This is a genomic window from Olleya aquimaris (assembly GCF_003259525.1).
Lineage (GTDB): Bacteria > Bacteroidota > Bacteroidia > Flavobacteriales > Flavobacteriaceae > Olleya > Olleya aquimaris.
In genome coordinates this window covers 581,037-600,644 of sequence record NZ_QLLO01000001.1, presented here as the reverse complement: position 1 = coordinate 600,644, position 19,608 = coordinate 581,037, and the positions used below count along the sequence as shown (strand labels likewise).

The 19,608-nt window shown below is 32.5% G+C and carries 16 protein-coding genes; all 16 read right to left on the bottom strand.

The features are described from left to right. Positions 1 to 1,230, bottom strand: coding sequence for an ABC transporter permease (locus LY08_RS02600; protein WP_111658868.1), 1,230 nt, complete (start codon positions 1,228 to 1,230; stop codon positions 1 to 3). Beyond that, positions 1,223 to 1,924 (bottom strand): ABC transporter ATP-binding protein, encoded by a 702-nt coding sequence (locus LY08_RS02595; RefSeq protein ID WP_111658867.1) that lies wholly within the window; start codon positions 1,922 to 1,924, stop codon positions 1,223 to 1,225. Before LY08_RS02595 ends, LY08_RS02600 begins: the two co-directional genes overlap by 8 nt. Positions 1,925 to 2,029: 105 nt before the next feature. Further along, positions 2,030 to 2,260 (bottom strand): hypothetical protein, encoded by a 231-nt coding sequence (locus LY08_RS02590; protein WP_111658866.1) that lies wholly within the window; start codon positions 2,258 to 2,260, stop codon positions 2,030 to 2,032. Positions 2,261 to 2,295: 35 nt separating this feature from the next. Then, entirely contained in the window at positions 2,296 to 2,841 is a 546-nt protein-coding gene (locus LY08_RS02585; RefSeq protein WP_111658865.1) for a DUF420 domain-containing protein, read from the bottom strand. Between the two features lie 53 nt (positions 2,842 to 2,894). Then, complete coding sequence (locus LY08_RS02580; RefSeq protein ID WP_111658864.1) at positions 2,895 to 3,641, bottom strand: SCO family protein; 747 nt, start codon at positions 3,639 to 3,641, stop codon at positions 2,895 to 2,897. Positions 3,642 to 3,699: 58 nt separating this feature from the next. Then, entirely contained in the window at positions 3,700 to 4,419 is a 720-nt protein-coding gene (locus LY08_RS02575) for a hypothetical protein (RefSeq protein ID WP_111658863.1), read from the bottom strand. 87 nt (positions 4,420 to 4,506) lie between these two features. Then, the gene (locus LY08_RS02570; protein ID WP_111658862.1) at positions 4,507 to 4,890 is read right to left on the bottom strand and encodes a cytochrome C oxidase subunit IV family protein; all 384 of its coding nucleotides are present in this window, start codon (positions 4,888 to 4,890) and stop codon (positions 4,507 to 4,509) included. A 52-nt stretch (positions 4,891 to 4,942) separates the two neighbouring features. Next, positions 4,943 to 5,941, bottom strand: a complete 999-nt coding sequence (locus tag LY08_RS02565) for a cytochrome c oxidase subunit 3 (RefSeq protein WP_111658861.1) — start codon at positions 5,939 to 5,941, stop codon at positions 4,943 to 4,945. Positions 5,942 to 6,063: 122 nt separating this feature from the next. Then, positions 6,064 to 6,648, bottom strand: a complete 585-nt coding sequence (locus LY08_RS02560) for a cytochrome c oxidase subunit 3 (RefSeq protein WP_111658860.1) — start codon at positions 6,646 to 6,648, stop codon at positions 6,064 to 6,066. Between the two features lies 1 nt (position 6,649). Further along, positions 6,650 to 7,597 (bottom strand): heme o synthase, encoded by a 948-nt coding sequence (gene cyoE / locus LY08_RS02555; RefSeq protein WP_111658859.1) that lies wholly within the window; start codon positions 7,595 to 7,597, stop codon positions 6,650 to 6,652. A 51-nt stretch (positions 7,598 to 7,648) separates the two neighbouring features. Next, positions 7,649 to 9,787 carry a gliding motility protein RemB gene (locus LY08_RS02550; RefSeq protein ID WP_111658895.1) on the bottom strand — a complete coding sequence of 713 codons (2,139 nt, stop codon included), beginning with the start codon at positions 9,785 to 9,787 and terminating at the stop codon, positions 7,649 to 7,651. A 113-nt stretch (positions 9,788 to 9,900) separates the two neighbouring features. After that, entirely contained in the window at positions 9,901 to 10,710 is an 810-nt protein-coding gene (locus tag LY08_RS02545) for an energy transducer TonB (protein WP_111658858.1), read from the bottom strand. A 111-nt stretch (positions 10,711 to 10,821) separates the two neighbouring features. After that, positions 10,822 to 11,538, bottom strand: a complete 717-nt coding sequence (locus LY08_RS02540) for an energy transducer TonB (RefSeq protein ID WP_111658857.1) — start codon at positions 11,536 to 11,538, stop codon at positions 10,822 to 10,824. 58 nt (positions 11,539 to 11,596) lie between these two features. After that, complete coding sequence (locus tag LY08_RS02535; RefSeq protein WP_158526723.1) at positions 11,597 to 11,968, bottom strand: VanZ family protein; 372 nt, start codon at positions 11,966 to 11,968, stop codon at positions 11,597 to 11,599. After that, complete coding sequence (gcvH, locus tag LY08_RS02530; RefSeq protein ID WP_111658855.1) at positions 11,961 to 12,341, bottom strand: glycine cleavage system protein GcvH; 381 nt, start codon at positions 12,339 to 12,341, stop codon at positions 11,961 to 11,963. Before gcvH ends, LY08_RS02535 begins: the two co-directional genes overlap by 8 nt. Before the next feature lie 63 nt (positions 12,342 to 12,404). Continuing rightward, positions 12,405 to 19,604: a T9SS outer membrane translocon Sov/SprA gene (gene sov, locus LY08_RS02525; RefSeq protein WP_245907538.1), complete on the bottom strand. Its 7,200-nt coding sequence runs from the start codon at positions 19,602 to 19,604 to the stop codon at positions 12,405 to 12,407. Positions 19,605 to 19,608: the final 4 nt, after the last annotated feature.

Below are 19,608 nucleotides of genomic sequence, written 5' to 3'. Positions count from 1 at the left end.
TTAATCGTTTCTTAGTGCTACAATTGGTTTAATTCTTGATGCTTTTTTAGCAGGTAAATATCCTGCAAGTCCGCCAGCTATAATTAAGGTTATTGTAGCGCCAATAACTAAATTTAAACTTACGTAAGGGTCTTTGATAAAGTATTGTTCTAAACTTGGCCCAACTAATTCTAGAATTCCCATACCTAGCAATAGTCCAACAAAACCAGCAATAATGGTAATTAAAATGGACTCCATTAAAATGATAAGTACAATAGACTTTGGAGAAGCCCCTAAAGCTTTTCTAATACCTATCTCTTTGGTACGTTCTTTTACAATAAATATCATAATGTTGCTAATACCAACAATTCCTGCAATTAATGTCCCAAAACCTATTATAAGTACTAGTATCCCTAAAACAAATGTCATTTGATCTACTGCTTTAGACTCGTTTGCCAAATTACGCACTCTAATAGCGCGTTGATCGCTTTGAGATACAGAAAAACGGTCTTTTAGCTTTTTAGTTAACAGGTTACTGAAACTTATAGCAGAATCAAAATTCATGTCTGGGTTATAGGTTAAATTGATTTGATCTATATGATCGTTATTACCATAAATTTGTTGTGCAGTAGACACTGGCATGTATATTAAACGTTCTTCATTGTCACCACCATCGTCACTAAAAATTCCAACGACCTTATATTGGATTCCGTTAAGGTTTATATATTTACCTATAGCAGTGGTTTTTAAAAACAAATCTTCTTCAACTAAACGACCAATTACAACCACTTTAGTTTTGTTTTTTATATCGGATTGGTTAATATATCTACCGTAATTAACTTTTGTGTTTTCTAAATATTGATGATCTGGATTTACAGCTCTTACCGAATAGCTGTTTTTTTCGTTTTTATAGATAGCTGTAACGTTAAGATAAATTCTTGAAGTTATATACTGGACTTTATCTCCAAACTCCTTTTCTATCCATTCTTGGTCTTTATTTTCGAACTGAATTTGTCGTCCTGCTTGTAAACCGTTACTTGCTTTAGAGGTTTTTCCTGACTGAATAAAAATTGAATTTTTAGCATCGTCTACAAATGCCGAATCAAAAGTGTTTAATAATCCATTGGTTATACCAAAGAGTAATGCAAATAATAAAATAGCAAAAGACACTGTAAAACCTGATAGTAAAGTTCTGGTTTTATTTTTATTGATACTCTGAAATATTTCCCGCCAAAGGTCTTTATCAAACATGTGCTGAAGCTCTAACTTGATTTACAAATACATCTTCCATAATAACACCATCTTTTAATCTAACAATACGCTTACACATATTTGCTATATCTTCTTCATGGGTTACCATAAGTATGGTTTTACCTTCATCATTTAAAGATTGGATAAAATCCATAATCTCATAAGATGTTGTGGTATCTAAAGCTCCTGTTGGCTCATCTGCCAATAATAATTTTGGATTTGCAGCTAATGCACGTGCTATAGCTACACGTTGTTTTTGTCCACCTGATAGCTCGTTTGGTAAGTGATGAGCCCAATCTTTAAGACCAACTTTACCTAAATGAAACATGGCTTTTTCTACTCGATCTTTGCGTTTTAAGCCTTGATAATATAAAGGCAAAGCCACATTATCTAATGCGTTTTTATAATTAATTAGATTGAAAGACTGAAAAATAAATCCTAAAAACTTATTACGATAAATTGCTGCTTTTTTCTCTGTTAGGTTTTTAATAGGAACACCATCTAGAATGTATTCACCTTCATCAGCCTCGTCTAACATCCCAATAATATTAAGTAAAGTGGATTTTCCTGATCCAGAAGAACCCATAATAGCTACCATTTCACCTTCTTCGACAGATAAATCAATTCCTTTTAAAACATGAAGACTAGAATCGCCAATAGGATAAGACTTGTGTAGTTTACTTATTTTGAGCATAATTGGTGGTTTTATTGATTGATGTTTAACTCAATATCAATTAGACTACAAAGGATAGTATTTGTTACAATTTTATTTGAAAAGTTTTGTTAAAAGAAAACTTTACTAAGTTTCAATCCTTTTTTTAGTCTTAAAGTATTTCCAATATATAAAAAAGCCTAAACCAAAGACTATTATATATGGAATAGACATAAGATAGACAATTCCATCGTTTATTCCTTTTGCTGCTGCTTGCCCTTCTTCGTTTTCTAAAACTGCACGACACATAGCACATTGTGAATTTGCTTGTACAAATGATAAGAGTAAAAATAGAAATAAAAAAGCTTTAGTTTTCATACTTATAAGATTCTTCGCTACGCTCTGAATGACAATTACACATAGTAAGGCGAAATCATTAAATAAACCACAACACCAGTTATGGCTACATATAACCACAATGGAAATGTAATTTTTGCTATCTTTTTATGACGTTCAAAATTATTAGTGATGGCTCTAACATACGTAATTAACACAAATGGTATGACTGCTATAGACAATACAATATGCGTAATTAATATAAAATAATACACATATTTTATAACACCTTCTCCTCCAAATTTAGTAGAATCACTAGTCATATGGTAAGCAATGTACATTAATAAAAACGACACTGATAAAGCGATAGCAAACTTCATTAAATTTTCATGCTGTTTCCTTTTCCCCTTTTTAATAGACCACACTGCAACAAGTAACACTAGTGCTGTTAACCCATTAATAGTAGCATAAATTGGTGGCAAAAAGGTTAAGGGTTGTACGTCAAAACCTAGTTTTTTTAAGTTAACTCCAAATAAAGCAGCTACTGCTAATGGTATTATAATTGAAAGTGCAACTATCCACTTGTTATATTTTTTTTCGTTTTGTAAGTTTTCTGTATTCATATTTTATTTTTTAATGTGCACTTCGACTGCGCTCAGTGTGACAAACGCACTAGTTATTCTTTTAAAAGTATAGCAATGTCTTCTTTTAGCATTGTAATTTCTTGTTCAACTCCATCTTCGTCTACTTTTTCTTGTTCGCTTATAACGCCTTTATAAAAGATTTTTGGGTTTCCAAAATCATCTATTCTAGAGCGCAAATAGCCTTCTTTATCTACTAAAGCAAAGTCACCTGAATGTTCAAAATTTTCTGTATCCACAAAAATATTGAACCCAATGTTTGACAGTTTATAAATCTCTTCTTTGGCTCCCGTCATTAGATGCCAATTAGGATTGGTCACACCATAATTATCTGCATATGTTTTTAGCACTTCTGGTGTGTCATTATCTGGCATGATGCTAAACGAAGCTATTCCGAAATCTGGATTATCTTTAAATGTATTTTGGATGGTAACTAAGTTACTACTCATCCTTGGACAAATGGTTGGGCATGTCGTAAAAAAGAAATCGACCACATATACTTTACCTAAATAATCTTTATTGGTTATGGTGTTTCCGTTTTGGTCTGTAAAACTAAATTCTGGTACTTTTTTGCGTTCGCCATTAATGACTAAATAGGCCAATTCCGACTGCTTTTTAGATGAATTTTTAGCATTAACTACGATACCTTCACTTCTACTTTCGTCTGTGCGGTTAACATCTTTATTAGTAATTCGATTTACAATTTTTGGAATAAAAATAATACCAAACAATAGAATGATAAACGAAATACCGATGTATGAATAATTTGGTTTTTTGCTCATAATAATTTTTAAAAGACACTTAGACTGCGCTCAGTGCGACACTTTCTAAACTAATTACTTAATTAGTCTGTTCTCCTTTTAAGTCGTCAGCGCGTCTTGTAGTCGAGTTAAATTCGCCTTTACGTTTTTGTCTATATTCGGTAAACAAAACACGTAAATCGTCTGCTCCCATTTTATTTTTCAGTTCTGAAACTTCTTTACAATTATATGCTGTAAGCGGAAAAGCTTCAATCTTTTTTTCTATTTCTTTTTTTGTTCTGTCGTCTAAACGTCCACGTTGGTTAAGCTCTTTATCAATAATAAATACTTTGCTTGTGGCTAAGTTAAAATCTAAAACTTCGCTAGTTCTTAAGCTATTAAATAGTTTTTTGGTATCGGAATCATTAACTGGTACAAACTTCCAATATTTAAGCTCGCCATATTTAGTTAGCTCTTTTTTTAATCTTTCTGTTGCATCTTCTGCACCTTCTGATACCAACATCACTACCTGAAACTTTTTAAACCCTTGAAACTTATCATAGATTAACTCTTTTAAATTAGATGTTTCTACAATTTTTGATTCTGGATCTTTACCTAAAAAACCTAAAACGGTTATATAATCTTCTAGCTTAACTTCTGTATTTACTGAGGCTAAATTTTGAATATCTAAAACCTCTGTTTTTACAATTTCTAATGGATTATAATTGTTTGTTGAAGGATATAAAAACAATAAAAATATTACAGGCAGGAAGAATAAAGCACTTAAGACTACTCCTTTTTTCACATTCTTTTTATCCATAATATCACCTGCTTTTTTGGTTTTACAAAAATAAAAAAGGTGGCTTTAATAAACCACCTTTTAACTATATTTTATATCTAATTAAAATTAGAAATCTCTTTTTATAAATCCGTCTTTGTATACATCAAAAACATATCCACCTTCTTGTAATAAAATAAAGATTAAGTAGCAAATTAAAAATACTGCTGTCCATACAACTGCACGTCTTAATCCTGCGGTTTCATCACGCATGTGCATGAAATCCCAAGTAATATAATATGCTTTTACAAGTGTAAGAATAATGAAGATCCAGTTAAGAATTTTCATTCCAAAAAACGACTTCATGGTTGATTCTGGTTTGTAAATACCTAAAACAACTTCTATAGCTGTGATGATAGATAATAAGATTAAAACTCCCCAAATTTTTTGAGTATTAGATTTAAACTTAATTAATCCTCTAAATATTTCTAATTTATGTGCGTCTGCTGCCATTTTTAATGTTTTAAAAAGTTTCCTGTCTAAGGAAATAAAATAATATTCTTAATTATACTAAGTAGAAGAATGTAAATACAAATACCCAAACTAAATCTACAAAGTGCCAATACAATCCAACTTTTTCTACCATTTCGTAGTTTTTACGTCTTTCATAAGTTCCTAAAATAACATTGAAGAAAATAATGATATTAATAACTACTCCAGAAAATACGTGAAACCCATGAAATCCAGTAATAAAGAAAAAGAAATCTGCAAATAAAGGCGAACCATATTCATTAACAGTAAGGTTTGCACCTTGCACTACTAATCTACCGTTTTCTTTTATTTGTTGTAATGACTCTTCTCTTGACAGTACTGTTTTTTCGCCTTCTTCATTTAAAATTTGAGTTCTTACTAAGATGTTAGGATTAGCTTCCATCCCTTTAACAATATCACCAACTTGATATGCTGGTAATGAAGCCTCTTCAACAAACCATAATCCAACATCACGACTATGTTGTTCTCTTTCTGTTGGTGAAGCTACAGCAAAATCTGTAATAGACAAACGCTTAAATTTTTGCTCACCATCAACAGTAGCATACTCTCCAAACTGTAAGATGTTACCACCTTTAGTTTGCACAGCACCATAATCTCCTTTAATAAAAGTTGCCCATTCCCATGCTTGAGATCCAACAAAAATTAAACCACCAATTATGGTTAAAAACATGTACCATGTTACTTTTTTCTTGTTCATATGATGACCTGCATCTACAGCTAATACCATAGTTACAGAAGACATAATTAATATAAACGTCATAAACGCTACATAAATCATAGGGTAGTTACCATGGAAAAATGGTACGTGCGTAAATACCTCATCTGCAATTGGCCAAGCGTCTATAAATTTGAATCTTGAAAAACCGTAGGCTGCTAAAAACCCAGAGAATGTTAATGCATCTGATACGATAAAAAACCACATCATCATCTTACCATAACTCGCTTTTAGTGGTTGGTTACCACCTTCCCAAGTTTTTCCTTCTGTATCAGTAGTTGCAACTGTAGTGTTCATATTGTTGAATTAGTTGTTTAAATGTGGCACAAAAATAATCATTTTATTCAGTTAAAAAAATAGCAAACTCTAAATTTTATAGTGTCTAAATAAGCTTTGCCAACTTATTAGATTGATCCTTTTTAATTTAGAAAAAAGTATAAGAAAAAAAACAGGTAAATCCATAGCAAGTCTACAAAGTGCCAAAAGGTTTCTGCTAGCTCAAATCCTACGATGTTTTCTGCTGAATATTTCCCTCTTAAATGGTTGATTAACACCACTAAAATAGGAATTAAACCTATCGCAACATGCACTATATGTACAACTGCTATTAGGTAGATATATGTAACTGTAATATTACTTGTTGGTCCTGTAAAGTTATACCCTAAGTCTATAATTTGATTAAAGCCTTTAAATTGATTGTAAACAAAAAATAACCCAAGCACAAATGTTAATATTAACATAGCAGTGGTTAGACTGTTGTTACCTTGTTTTAACGCTCTTTTTGCAATTATGAACGTAATACTACTTACAATCATAATAATAATGCTAATCCAAAACGGTTGAGGCATTTCAAAGTTTTGAAGCCAATCTGGTCTGCTACTACTAACAATAAAAGCACTTGTCCAACCAGCAAACGACATAATTAATGATGCAATACCAAAGTACAACATCATTTTTCTAGCACGTCCATTTTTCTCTTCTATGGTTCCTTGGGTTAAATCCATTTTATCTTATAAATTTATCTATTACATATACAATTTGCACCAATGTGATGTACAATACACTTGACAACATTAATTGTTTTGCTGCTTTTTCAGTCATTTTTTTATAGAGTAAAATCGCATAATACAACATAACTAGTCCTAAGCTAAATACAACAATTGCTGCAACTATGGATAATTTTAATTGTCCAGTAATTCCAAAAACCGGAACAATGGATATTAGAATGGTCCAAATAGTATACAATATGGTTTGTATAGCTGTTCCTTTATCTTGCTTGCCTGTAGGCAACATAAAAAAGCCTCCACGCTTATAGTCTTCGTACAAAAACCAGCCAATAGCCCAAAAATGTGGGAACTGCCAGAAAAATTGCAACGCAAATAGCGTACCTGGCTCTATTCCAAAATCGTTTGTTGCAGCTACCCAACCTAACATAAACGGTATAGCTCCTGGTATAGCACCAACAAATACAGATAAGGGCGTTTTGGTTTTTAAAGGCGTGTAAACACTTGTATATAAAAATATGGAAATCGCACCAAACATGGCTGTTTGTGGATTAATGGTGTACAGTATGATAATTCCTAAAATGGTAAAAACACAAGCAATTGCAAATGCTGTATTAACACTCATACGTCCAGAAGCAACTGGTCTGTTTCTGGTGCGATGCATTAAGGCATCCAAATCTTTTTCTATAATTTGATTGAAAGCGTTACTAGCACCAACCATAAAATAACCTCCTAAAGCTAGTAATAAAACAATTTTAAAACTGATGGTATCTGCTCCTAAAAAATAACCAGCAACCGATGAAAACACGACGCTTAGAGATAAGCGCATTTTTGTGATTTCTTTAAAATCTGATAGTGCTGTGTGCTTTATTGTAGGTGTTGCTGTCGTACTCAAACCAACGTCATTTTTTTGCTGGTGCAAAGATACTGCTAAAAAGGAATTTAGCATAAAAAAACCACAAGGTTTTTAGCTTATGGTTTTTAAAGAGTGTTTTTTAACTTACAAATCAAAATACCAATTAAACAAATCGGTTCTAATTCCAAAGTTAATCCAAACGGTACTATTATTAAATACCGAAACTGTTTCTACTTCAGGATTAAAATTGCGATAGCTTACATTTACAAATGCTTTTAAGTTAGATGCAGGATTAACCAAATAACCTAATTGAGTGCTTGCATTGACAGACGTTGTTTTAATACCTTGACCTATTTTTACTCCTTCATCAAATGGTCTATCGTTATAATCTCTAAAAATATCTCCTCCATAACTAAAGTTATCGGCTCCATCATTAACATCAAACCCTCTAACTCCTGTTATTAGTTTTGCTTCTCCAAACCATCGATCCTTTTGGTAACGTCCTATTAGAACTAGCTCTCTAAAATTAGCTCCCCAAAGATGCGCCATAGGCTGATTGTTGTGCGCATAATTTAACACAATAGTATTGTGCGAGTAAGTATATGGTCGTACTTGATTATATTCTGCTTGAAGCATTAAGTTTTTCACTTTAAAAGCATCGTACCATTTTGCTCCTAATTGAAACCCAAATTTATTTTTCCAGCTTTTCTTACCACCAGTGACATCGCTAAGAGAAAATTCGTCTAAAATAAATTGACCATAAACATTAACATTATCGTTATACTTGTATTTAGCAGAAGCCCCTAAAATAGCATTTCCTGCACCTTGACCAGTTTCAAACTCGATAGCTCTAAAAAATATCAAAGGATTTAAATAATTGACATCAAACCCTCTGTCGTTTGTGTTTTCCCAAATAACAGACTCGAATAATCCCAAATTAAAACGTTTGGACACATTCCAGCTTAAATAATGATTGGCAATATATTTTGTTCTAAATGCCTTATCTACAGTAGCTTCGTCACGTACATCTTTTAACCATGTCCAAGTATTAGTATATTTTATTTTCCAAAACTTAGTATTTAGTTTTAAAAAGGGATATGGACTTGCCACATCACTTTGTAGTAAGCTTCTATAACCATCACCTATAAATTGTTTACCATGTCCAAATTGGATATTCATAAACTTAGTTGGCGAATAGGATAAATAGGCTTCAGCTACTGGATAATCGTAAGAGTCTTCTTTAAATCGTTTAGCTATTCCACGTCCAGGAATAATTGCTGGATCTGGTCCAAACGCTTTTAAACTCTCTGCATATTGGTTAAAATATTGTGCAAAACGTCCTTGATTTTCATATACCGAAGCCGAAAAGCTAAGTTTACTACCTAAACCACCTTGTACATACAATCCACGTGTGTTATTATACGTACTTCCAAAATCTGCATCTGTATCTTTTCCTAATTGTAAATCAAAAATGGGATCTATAGTAAACCAATAATCTTTACCCTGTAATTGCACTAAATGCTCATTCCATAATTTGCGTCCTGCCCACGTTTGTGCCTCTTTTTTTAAAGATTGGTTTTCTGCTGAAAAATCGTAGTAATTTGCAACATCTTCATACAAATAAGGTTTTGATGCTGTATGGCTATTGGTTCCTACTCGGTTAATATCTTGATCGAACCTAAAATAGTTTTCATGAGAAAACGGAATATTAACTTGACTTGTGTAAGCTTTATTAGTGTACTTTAACATAGATTGTTGCACACTATCAAACTCTTGTTTTGCTTTTTGTTGTAAAGCTGTAAGCTGTTCAATCTCATTTTGTTTTTCTACAATTTCATTATTTGCATTTGTTGAAATAGCTGGTAGATTACTTGGTCTGTTTTTTTCGTTTAACGGAAAATACAATACCATACTGTATTGTTTAAACGTTGGATTACCATTGTAAGTAGCAGGTTCTATTTTAGGAAAAGCCGAAAAAACCCTAATAGTTTCTTCTTTTAATTCTTTAGCTGGTGCATCAACATAAATGGTTTTAAACTCTCCTTCTTTGGTAACTTCAAATACTATAGAAATATCTCCTTTAAAGTCGGCTTTAATAGTTTCTGGAAGTTTAAATTCTGAATAGATTGTATTATAAACTTCTTGATTAAAACAGTTATGTAATTGATTGTTATCTGTCTCTTTACAATTTTCGAAACGAGGTGACACTTGATAAATTGTTGTGTCTTGTGCGTAGGTAAAAACAGAACAAATTAATAATAATCCTAAAATGAAAGTCTTCATATTTAGTTTGAGGTTTAAATTTTGCTGAAAGATACTGCTTTTTTTTAAACGCTTTATCATAGAAAAAGTCGCTATTTTAAAAGACAACGACTTTAATTATTCTATATTTTATGTTAGTATTTAACTTGAAATACAATAGGTAAAGAATATAAAACTGATACAGGTTCACCTCCTTGTCTACCAGGTTTCATTTGCGGAACTTTATCGACCACACGATTTGCTTCTTTTTCTAAATTTTTGTGAGGTGCACGTGTATTAATAATTTCAACATCTCCATTTTTATTAATTCTAAAATTTACATAAATACGCTGTATACCTTCTTTTAAACCAAGTTTTTCTCCTAGGTCTCTATCAAATTTATTTTTAACTAAATCTGCTAATTTATCTGACATACATTTTCTACGTTGGTCATTGTTTTTAGCATTTTCACAACCAGGATAAATTGGTACCATCTCTACAAAATTTACATGTATTTCTTCATCAGGTTTTTTAATATCTAAATCCCCTTCATTTACTGGAGATTTTTCACCTTCTGGTTTTGTTGGCTGAACAATATCAGATACTAAATCATCTTTATTTACTTTAGCATCTGGAGTATCATCTGGAACTATAGTTGGATTGTCTGGTCGTACTGGTTGTTTCTGTAAAGGTTCTTTAGTAGTAACAGCATCAGGTTCTACTTTAAAAACTGGTGCAAACAAATAATCCTTCTCTGGGTCGTCTGTAATTCTTTCAGAAAGATTATACGATTTTTCTTCAAAACGCATTTCTAAGGACCCGTAAGTAGCCAGTAAACACATAATTAACCCAATCTGAAAGTAAAGCGATGAGTTTTTTTGTAAATTTACATCGTGTTTTTGTGATTTTCGCACGTTTTTCTCATTTTGGCGAGTGAGATTGTGCAATTCTTTAGAATTTTTCATAATATCTATAGTTTAAATGTTAATGTTATGAAGAAATCACAATAAACGTACCAAAAACAAAAATCCCGCTACTTAATTGTAACGGGATTTTTAATTTATATGGAATTATAATTATTCTACTTTGAAAGTAATTGGTAGTCCGTAAGGTACATTTACTGCTTTACCACGTTGTCTACCAGGTTTCATTTTTGGTAATTTTGCAATCACACGCTTAGCTTCTGCTTCTAATTTTGGGTGTGGCGCTCTAGCTTGAATACCTACGATGTTTCCGTTTTTATCGATTTTAAAACCAACATTGATACGTTTAATACCGCTATCTAGTCCTAAATCTTGAGCTAAGTTAGAGTTGAAATTTTTTCTAACAAATTTTCCAATTTTCTCTGACATACATTTTTTCTTAGCATCATTATTTCCTGCATTTTCACATCCTGGATATACTGGAACATTTTCAATGATTGAGAAAGGTACATCGATATCTTCTTCTACTTCTTCTACTTCTACATCTGCTACTTCTACTTCTACAACTTCTTCTTGTGTTGTTTCTGTAGACTCGATAATAGTTTCTTCAACATCCTCTTCATCTTCTACTACCTCAATAACTTCTGGAGCTGCTGGAGGTGGTGGAGGTGTATTTAATATCTCTGTGATTGGTACATCATCATCATCGTCTTCGTCAAAAACTAATTGTCCAATATCAATATCAGACTTATCTGTAGTTGTATAGTTAAGACCTGTGTAAGTTAAAAATAGCATTAATGCTAAACCTACTGCAATGTATAACGAACTGTTACGTCCTACATCTGCTTTTGAATTTTTTTTAGATTCCATATCTGTAAATATTAACTGAATGCTAAAATAACCATTTATTTGTCAAAAAAACAAAGTATTAATAGTTTTTAACTTTCATTTTTATAATTAAATTAATTAGCAGCACTGCTATGAGAGCACCTAATATATTGGCAATAACATCTTTAAAATCTGCTTCTCGACTTTGTGTTGCTGTGTGTTGTAATACTTCAATAAGTATACCAAATAGTATAGAAACAACTAAAGCTATTGTTTTTGCTTGATTTATACCTTTTCTGTAAAATTGATTTAGTGTTAAAAACCAAAGACCTGTTAAAATAACATGAGCTAAAACATGTAATACTTTATCCGATTGGTTAGGAAAACCAGCAATCTCTTTTACAGTAACTAAACTTAATACAAGTAAAGCTATTGAATAACCAAAACTAAAAACAGGTAGCAGTTTACGCACCAATAAGCGCTTTGTAGTCGTCCGCAGAAAGTAATCCATCTAATTGAGATACATCTGAAACTTTTACCTTTACCATCCAACCTTCTCCGTAAGGATCTGTGTTAACCTTTTCTGGTTCATCTTCTAGTGTGTCATTAAATGCAACAATCTCTCCAGAAACTGGCAAGAATAAGTCTGATACAGTTTTTACTGCTTCAACTGTTCCAAAAACTTCTTCTGCTTCTAAAGTTTCGTCTAAAGTTTCAACCTCTACGTAAACGATATCACCTAATTCGCTTTGTGCAAAATCTGTTATACCTACTGTAATTTGGTCGCCTTCAATTTTAATCCACTCGTGATCTTTAGTATATTTTAAATCTGATGGTATGTTCATTATATAATTTTTAAGTGAGCTACAAATGTATCTAAATGAACCTTAATTTCAAACAATGCCTTATTAATTTCCGAAATTATATCTAAGGGTTAATCCAGAACGAATAGTTGTTTGTGGAAATGCAGTTGAAATTGCATATTCTGAGAAGGTGTAATCAAAATAGAAAATTCCTGTTAGGTTTTTACTAAACGCATATTCTGCATTATACTTAAGTCCCCAAATGGTTTGTCCATTAGTAATTTGATTATTATCTAAGTCTAAATATCTTATAATTGTTTTATTATCTCTAACAGACACATCTGCAGACATAATTAAATCGGACACAATAGATTTTTTTGGACCTGCTAAATTAGATTTTATACGTACGTCTTTAAGTCGGTAACCTAATCCAACAACATATTCATTTCCTGCAATTTCTGTCATTAAATTATTATCAAAACTTAAAGACAACATACGGTCTTTTCTCATTTCTAATAATACTCTAACTGAATTTTTCATTTCCATATCAAAACGAAATAGTGGGCTAAACATCTCTGTAAGTGTTACACTACTATATAATTTTTCGCTTTTAAAGTTTCCTGCTTGGTCTATATCATCATTTGGTTGTGAATCATAATCTAATTCATAATCAATACCGTTAAAATCAAGATTAGTTCTAAACTGACCAATACTATAGCTAGAACGATAGCCATGAGTTAATGAAAAACGTTTAAAATTCTTTTTAAACCATTTCATTTTCATAAAACCAGAATACTTAATATCCCAATTTGGAATTGGCATACTTCTTAATGCTCCTAATTTGGTTTTGTTAGCATCTTGACCAGTATAAGCACTAACAAACGCTGGTAATAAGACTTGCTGACTTGTTTTGCCAAATCCTTTAGGGAATCCATCTTCATCCACATCGTTAGGGTCTGCTCCGTTTTTAATTGCTAGTCGTCTAGCAATCTCTAACCTGTTGGCTCTAAAATTATCAAACGCTTCAGAACCTGACTCGTCACTTTTACCAAATGCTGTAGGTAGTGTAAAAGATGAAATACTGAAGTTTCCGAAGGTATTTGGCGTTAAAGAAATGTACTCACCATCCTCTACTCTATAGTTTTCTGTGTAGTTTTCTGCATACGTTCTAAATCCAACCAAGTCTATTTTAAAATCATTAAATGGTTCTACGTTTGCCGATAAATCTAATTGTTTGGTTTGATTGGTTGTGTATTGCTGATTAAAATCTGGGAATGCAGTTAACCATCCATTTCTTGCTGCTAAATCTCTAACATCGCTTTGGCTTCCAAAAGTATACCCAATAGTTGGTTTTGCTGTCCCTAAAAATCCTGGAGTTTGTAAATAACCAGGTAAAAATGTACCATTTGTCTCACTGTAAACCGCTTGAATACGTTTAACAGAGGTTAAGATACTTATACCTACATTACCAATTTTAGACCCAATTCCATCACCTTTCTTTTTAACAGGAGATGCTTTTTCTTTTTTAGCTGCAGTTGGTGGCGCTGTTCTTCTAGACCCTCTGGCAATTTTATTTCCTCTTCTATTATTTGATGTAATTCCTAAATATCTATACAACTTATTCATGTCTAAAGTTGAATTGATATTATGCGTATTACCATTAGAAATGGTGTTACCTAAATTATAAGTATTACCATCATTACCCACTAGGTTTCCAAATAAATCAGATCCTTTTTGCCACTGGAATAACCCTGAGTAGGAATAGGTTGCTTGCAGAAAACTAAGCGCAGGAATTTTATTTAATGGTAGCTCGTAATTAACACCTATTTGTTGTTGCTGACGGTTTGGATCTCCAAAATCAAAGAACCCATCCCAAACATCTAGTAAAGGGTCTGGTTCACCATTTATAATATTATCTTTAAAATAGTTTCTGACAATATTGTTGTTGGATGATGAGTAGTTAACTTGAAGGGACTTAGTTAAACTCCAATTTAGGTTATATTGGTAATCAAAGGTATAGTTACGTCTATATAATTCTTCTAATCCAATATTATTACCTGTTAGATCTAAATCTCTAAATTTTTGACGGTTAAATTGTCTGTTTAAGTCTGTATTAACGGTAAAGCTTGCTGGAAGCGCATTAAAGTTTAAGTCTTTTAAAAACTTCCAATATTTACCTGTAAAAAGCGAATCGTTTTTCTTAAATGGTTCGATAATCTTAGGTTCAAAATTATAGGCATAATTAACACCTGCTCTAACCTGCTTATCAACCGATCTTTCAATTTCGAAATCACGATGCTCCATTTTGTTATAAGAATAGTTTAAAGTCAAATTCTCTACATCATAAAATCGAGGTTTGCTATCTCCTGTTCTATTCTTCTTAACACCTATAAAATTGATACTTTTACGTTTGGTATACTCTTCGGATTGTTCTAAAATCTGATCTCGTTCTAGGTCATTTTCGGCTTCATTAAGACGTGTGTCTAGTTCAATATCTTCATATTGTTGGTCAAATTTAGGTGTAATAACTTCGACACCTTGACCATAATTAAACGGAATTTGAATTCCCCATTTTTTAGGTAATAACTGACCAACATTAACATTAGTAATAACATCGTATTGTTTACTGTCTTCTAAACTACGCTCACTTGGACCTTGATTAACACTTCCAAAACCTGCTGTGCTCATTCTTCCGGTAGCACTAACATTTGCAAAATCTGCTAATTGAGTATCTACAGTTACTATTGCTGCCCAACCACCTTCGTTTTCTAATTCAGATAAACGTAACTCGTTAAACCAAACCTCTCCACATTGTTCTATGTTAGTTCCGTTTTTAACACCAACCATTAAAGTTCTGACATCTCCAAAATTAGGGTTTCCTTTAATAGCAACACGTTGTTGTCCTGCTACATAATCACCAAATGGGTCTACTACAGGAACCAATTCATTACCGACTACATCGTAAAAATTAGCAGTTCCGTCTGTAAGTGTTTGGTTAGAAATTCCTAAAGATTTAATACGTTGTAAAATTTCTAAATCTAAATTAATTTCATTTGCTGCTGGCCAATAAGCTTCTGGAGTGGCTCCACCAGAATATACTTGAAGAGGTACTTCTATTTGATAATAGTTTTGGGTCAAATCATTACCCATTCTAATAAAACCAACTAAATCGTTATCTGACAAACCAGGTGTTTCCCCATCCCTAGCGTGCATAAACATGCGTATCTTTTTATATTGACGCATATCTACACTTATGTTTTTAAATACAGCACGTGCATCCTTTGCTTTTAAGTCGCATACATCAACTACTAATGACTGTTCGTTTTGTCTAACTATTGTGTTGTTATTATTTAATCGTTCTGGTACAACGCTTGGAGGAGACACATAACTACCATCGTTTTCTTGTGTACTTACAGCTCCAACAGTAAATGCTGTATCATCAAAATCTAACGGAGTTGGTCCACCATCTAGTGCTAATTGGAAACGTCTCCAATCACTACGTACTAACTCTAAAGTACCAAATCTTAATGTTGTGTTTTGCTGAAAATCGTTTAAATATAATCGCGTAAATCTGATAGAACGTAAATCTGTAATTCCGTTAACCACAAATTCATCATCTGTACGAATAGGAATTCTAAATTGATACCATCTAGGAAAAGCGGTATCTCCGTTTGGTAATACTCTTGGATTGTTATTATCGGTTACGTTTTTGGTATCAACAATATATTCGTTATCAATATTTAATGTTGCTGGTGTGATTTCTACTTCGTATTCAAAATAACTATCAATTGTGTTCATGGTATTGTCACGATTGACATCCTCTACGTCTGGTTGCGTAGTTGACCCACGGTTAGTATCACTAAAAGCATCTGGAGAATTCCCGTCTACACCATTGTAAAATTTATAGCGATCAAACAAGTTACCTTCTGCATTTAAATAATAGTTGTAATTATCTTGAGCAGGATCTGTTAAACCAGAAAATCCTGATGGAAAGTTTGCTGCTTCTTCACCATCGTCATAACCATCTAAACCAACATCTTGATTGGTTCTTTCTTGTCCAGTAGTATCAAATGCATAAATTAAGGCTTGGTTTTGTGGTACTACAGATTGAAATACCGTTTGTGGTAATAAACTAACATTACCATCTTGAGGTAAACCATTTTCATATTGCTTACGTCCATCTTTTAGGACATCTTCAGAGATGTTTCCTAAATTAATATAAAGTTTTCCTCCAGGGTTACTTGGGTCTTCTTGAAAAGGATCTTGTAACCAAAACTCGATATATTCTACATTAGCTTGTTCAAAATCTGTAGAGGTAATTTGTCTTGTAATTCCTGCCCAACTATCTTGTGGGTTAGCTATAGTTCCGTTTTCTGTTCCAGGTTCAAAGTTATATGGTCCACGTTCGTCTGGATAGTATGTTAAATCTAAAGTGTTTAATACTGATGTTTGACCTTGTGCAATATCTTGCTCTGGAAACAGCTCGTTAACAAACACACGACTTGTATATAAGCTTGACATATCATCATCTGAAATACCACTAGGACGTTGACTTCCATAAAATATAGGGTCAATGGTATACCAGTTAAGCATCGCTCTACCATATCCATTTTCTATACCGTTATCATCAAACGTTGTAACACCATTTACATTTAAAGGTCTACTTGATAAGTTCCATGCTTGAGCAGATTTTAAATCGATTCCGTTTTGTGTGCCTTCAAAATCATCGATGTAAGCGGTTGCTTCTCCATTAAAATCGGTTCCTTTTGGTGCACCTGGAAGTAAATAAGCAAAATCTCCTCTAACGGAAATATTAGATGGTGCGTCTGTATCTATATTTGGTAGTTTATTAACTAATCGAGATAAAAAAGGTAACTCTGAAGAAAAATTTGCATTAAAACCAAGAATAGTATTATTAATTGGCTCGCTATTATAATTTGCTTTTTGTGTTATTGGTCGTTCGTTAAGGTTTAGGTATGTTGCACCAATCACAAAGTTTTCATTAAACTGGTGCTCGACATTAATACCTGTATAACGTTTGGTTTGTTGTCCAAAAATGGAGTTGTTTTCTGTTGAAACCTCAATTGGGATGTTTGACGCTTTAAGACCTTCGTCAATTATATATACTCTTCCTAATTGATAATTAACAGTATAATCTTGACCTTCTACTAACACACGTCCACCAGCAGTGACACGTACAGACCCTCTAGGCACATTGAATCCTCCAATTGGTATACCATCTCCACCTGAAGATTTGTAACGTCCTTTTATTTGGAATTTATTTTTTTCTACTTCGTCTAAAGCTGCAGTTTTAGTAGCTTTGTACAGTAAATCATAAACATATTTTTCTTGGTTTGGGTTTGCGTAGGTATCTGCTTCATAATCTGCTGCATTGTTTCCTGAGTTACCATCGTTATCTAAAATATCGAAAAGGTAACGCCCAAAAGGTTCGACTTTAGTAAATACAATTTTTCCGTTTTGAGGAATTACTGTTATTCCTGGAACAAAGTCGAAAAACCCGTCTCCATTAGCTTGTGGGTCGTTATTAAAGTTCAATCTGTCTAGATTAAATAATCGTAGTAACGTTGTTTCGCTTATTGGGTTACCTTCAAAATCTACTCCGAATGGCGAACCTTCTACAGGTGTAATATAGTTTACAGGAGCAGATTCGTTATAAAAAATATTAAGTTTAAAGTCTTCTTGAGTTAATTGAAAAGCACCAGTGTCATAAATATTTTTCATCATTAAATCCCAAATAGGTTGAGACACACTAGTGATACTACTTTTTAATAATTTTAAGACTAATGCATTATTAGTGACGCTAGTTACTTGACCTTGACTATTGACATCTACATCTGTAGCTCCAATTCCATCGTTAGCAAATTCTCCAACCTGAAACACTTGTCCACCAACTGTATATTGATAGGCTACTGCTAAAACCTCATCGTTATTTAATCTTTGATTTAATGATATGTAACCTAATTGTGTGTTGAGTGTATATTCTTGTCCTTGGGTTAGTTTTCTGGTATTTTCTTGTTTTGCATAATCAAAACCTTCATTAAATCCAGAAATTAAAATTCCATTCTGTACTGTTGCAATATCTCTTACCTCTTCTGTTAATTGCGAACCTGCATTACCAATATTTGTTGGATCCAAACCATTGTTACCATTATCTGGAAATGCGTTAGGCCCACCATATACAGCAACACCTGGATTACCAATAATAGCTGTTTCTCCTAAATCCTGAAAGGCTACAAAGTTTCTTACATTTTCTGTACGATTACTTCTGTTAGTAACCCAAACTTCTATTCTGGTAATTTGGATATTATTATTTATAAAAGGATAATTAGCTAGTGCTTGGTCGTAATTATTACGGAAATATTGTGCTAAAAAAAAGTGACGATTTTCATCATAATCTCTAATAAAAAATTCAAACTCGTCTAAAGTCCCACCACCTTCTGCTACCACAGATCTTGCATCAGAACGTTGGTCTGAAAACACACCTGTTATAGTTGTTTTACCAAATTTTAATTGTGTTTTAACTCCAAATAAACTTTGTGCTCCAGAAATTAAAGAGCTATTAATTGGCATATTAACATTACCAACTTCTATTTTTTGAATGATATCATCTTCTGTTGGTGTATATTCTAACTTGATTAAATTTTGAAAATCAAAGGTAGATTGTGTATCATAATTTGCTGTGACTTGCAATCTAGATCCCACTTTCCCTAACATACTTAAACTGATACGCTGATCAAAATCAAAAGAAAAGTTACGTCTGTTTCTTGGTGAGAATGAAGGATTATCTTGTTTAGTAAACAGGACTCCTAAATCCATTTCTACTGTACCTTGAGGCACAATAGATATTGGTCCTTCTCCAAAAATACTTTCAAAAAAATTGGAGTTGACGTAAAATTCTGGAATTAAATTTTTCTGAGCTTCTTTGGCATTTCCTTTTTTGCCATCATAAGCGTCAATCTTATCCTTGTAATATGATTTTAAATTTTGTCTAGATACTAAATCTTGATATTCTTGAGGCGTTAAAATAACTGGATAGTTAATATTAAATTCGCCTACAGACTCTGTATAAATATATCTATCTGTTACTGGGTCATAAGTATATTTAGACTCAATAATTGAAGGGTTGGGCATTTCTATAGTCCCTAAACTATAACCTGTTTTAGTACTATCTTGTTCTACTTGGTTACCCTCTTGAGCAAAAGAAGTTACAGAAACAAATAATGCTAATAGTGTTATTAAAAAATAATTCTGAGATTTATAAAAGCTATGTTGATTAGTATTCAAAATA

What these genes read in the sequence shown, in the direction of transcription:
- LY08_RS02600 (WP_111658868.1), bottom strand. Translation starts at nt 1,230, where the DNA reads ATGTTTGATAAAGACCTTTGGCGGGAAATATTTCAGAGTATCAATAAA.
- LY08_RS02595 (WP_111658867.1), bottom strand. Translation starts at nt 1,924, where the DNA reads ATGCTCAAAATAAGTAAACTACACAAGTCTTATCCTATTGGCGATTCT.
- LY08_RS02590 (WP_111658866.1), bottom strand. Translation starts at nt 2,260, where the DNA reads ATGAAAACTAAAGCTTTTTTATTTCTATTTTTACTCTTATCATTTGTA.
- LY08_RS02585 (WP_111658865.1), bottom strand. Translation starts at nt 2,841, where the DNA reads ATGAATACAGAAAACTTACAAAACGAAAAAAAATATAACAAGTGGATA.
- LY08_RS02580 (WP_111658864.1), bottom strand. Translation starts at nt 3,641, where the DNA reads ATGAGCAAAAAACCAAATTATTCATACATCGGTATTTCGTTTATCATT.
- LY08_RS02575 (WP_111658863.1), bottom strand. Translation starts at nt 4,419, where the DNA reads ATGGATAAAAAGAATGTGAAAAAAGGAGTAGTCTTAAGTGCTTTATTC.
- LY08_RS02570 (WP_111658862.1), bottom strand. Translation starts at nt 4,890, where the DNA reads ATGGCAGCAGACGCACATAAATTAGAAATATTTAGAGGATTAATTAAG.
- LY08_RS02565 (WP_111658861.1), bottom strand. Translation starts at nt 5,941, where the DNA reads ATGAACACTACAGTTGCAACTACTGATACAGAAGGAAAAACTTGGGAA.
- LY08_RS02560 (WP_111658860.1), bottom strand. Translation starts at nt 6,648, where the DNA reads ATGGATTTAACCCAAGGAACCATAGAAGAGAAAAATGGACGTGCTAGA.
- cyoE (WP_111658859.1), bottom strand. Translation starts at nt 7,597, where the DNA reads ATGCTAAATTCCTTTTTAGCAGTATCTTTGCACCAGCAAAAAAATGAC.
- LY08_RS02550 (WP_111658895.1), bottom strand. Translation starts at nt 9,787, where the DNA reads ATGAAGACTTTCATTTTAGGATTATTATTAATTTGTTCTGTTTTTACC.
- LY08_RS02545 (WP_111658858.1), bottom strand. Translation starts at nt 10,710, where the DNA reads ATGAAAAATTCTAAAGAATTGCACAATCTCACTCGCCAAAATGAGAAA.
- LY08_RS02540 (WP_111658857.1), bottom strand. Translation starts at nt 11,538, where the DNA reads ATGGAATCTAAAAAAAATTCAAAAGCAGATGTAGGACGTAACAGTTCG.
- gcvH (WP_111658855.1), bottom strand. Translation starts at nt 12,341, where the DNA reads ATGAACATACCATCAGATTTAAAATATACTAAAGATCACGAGTGGATT.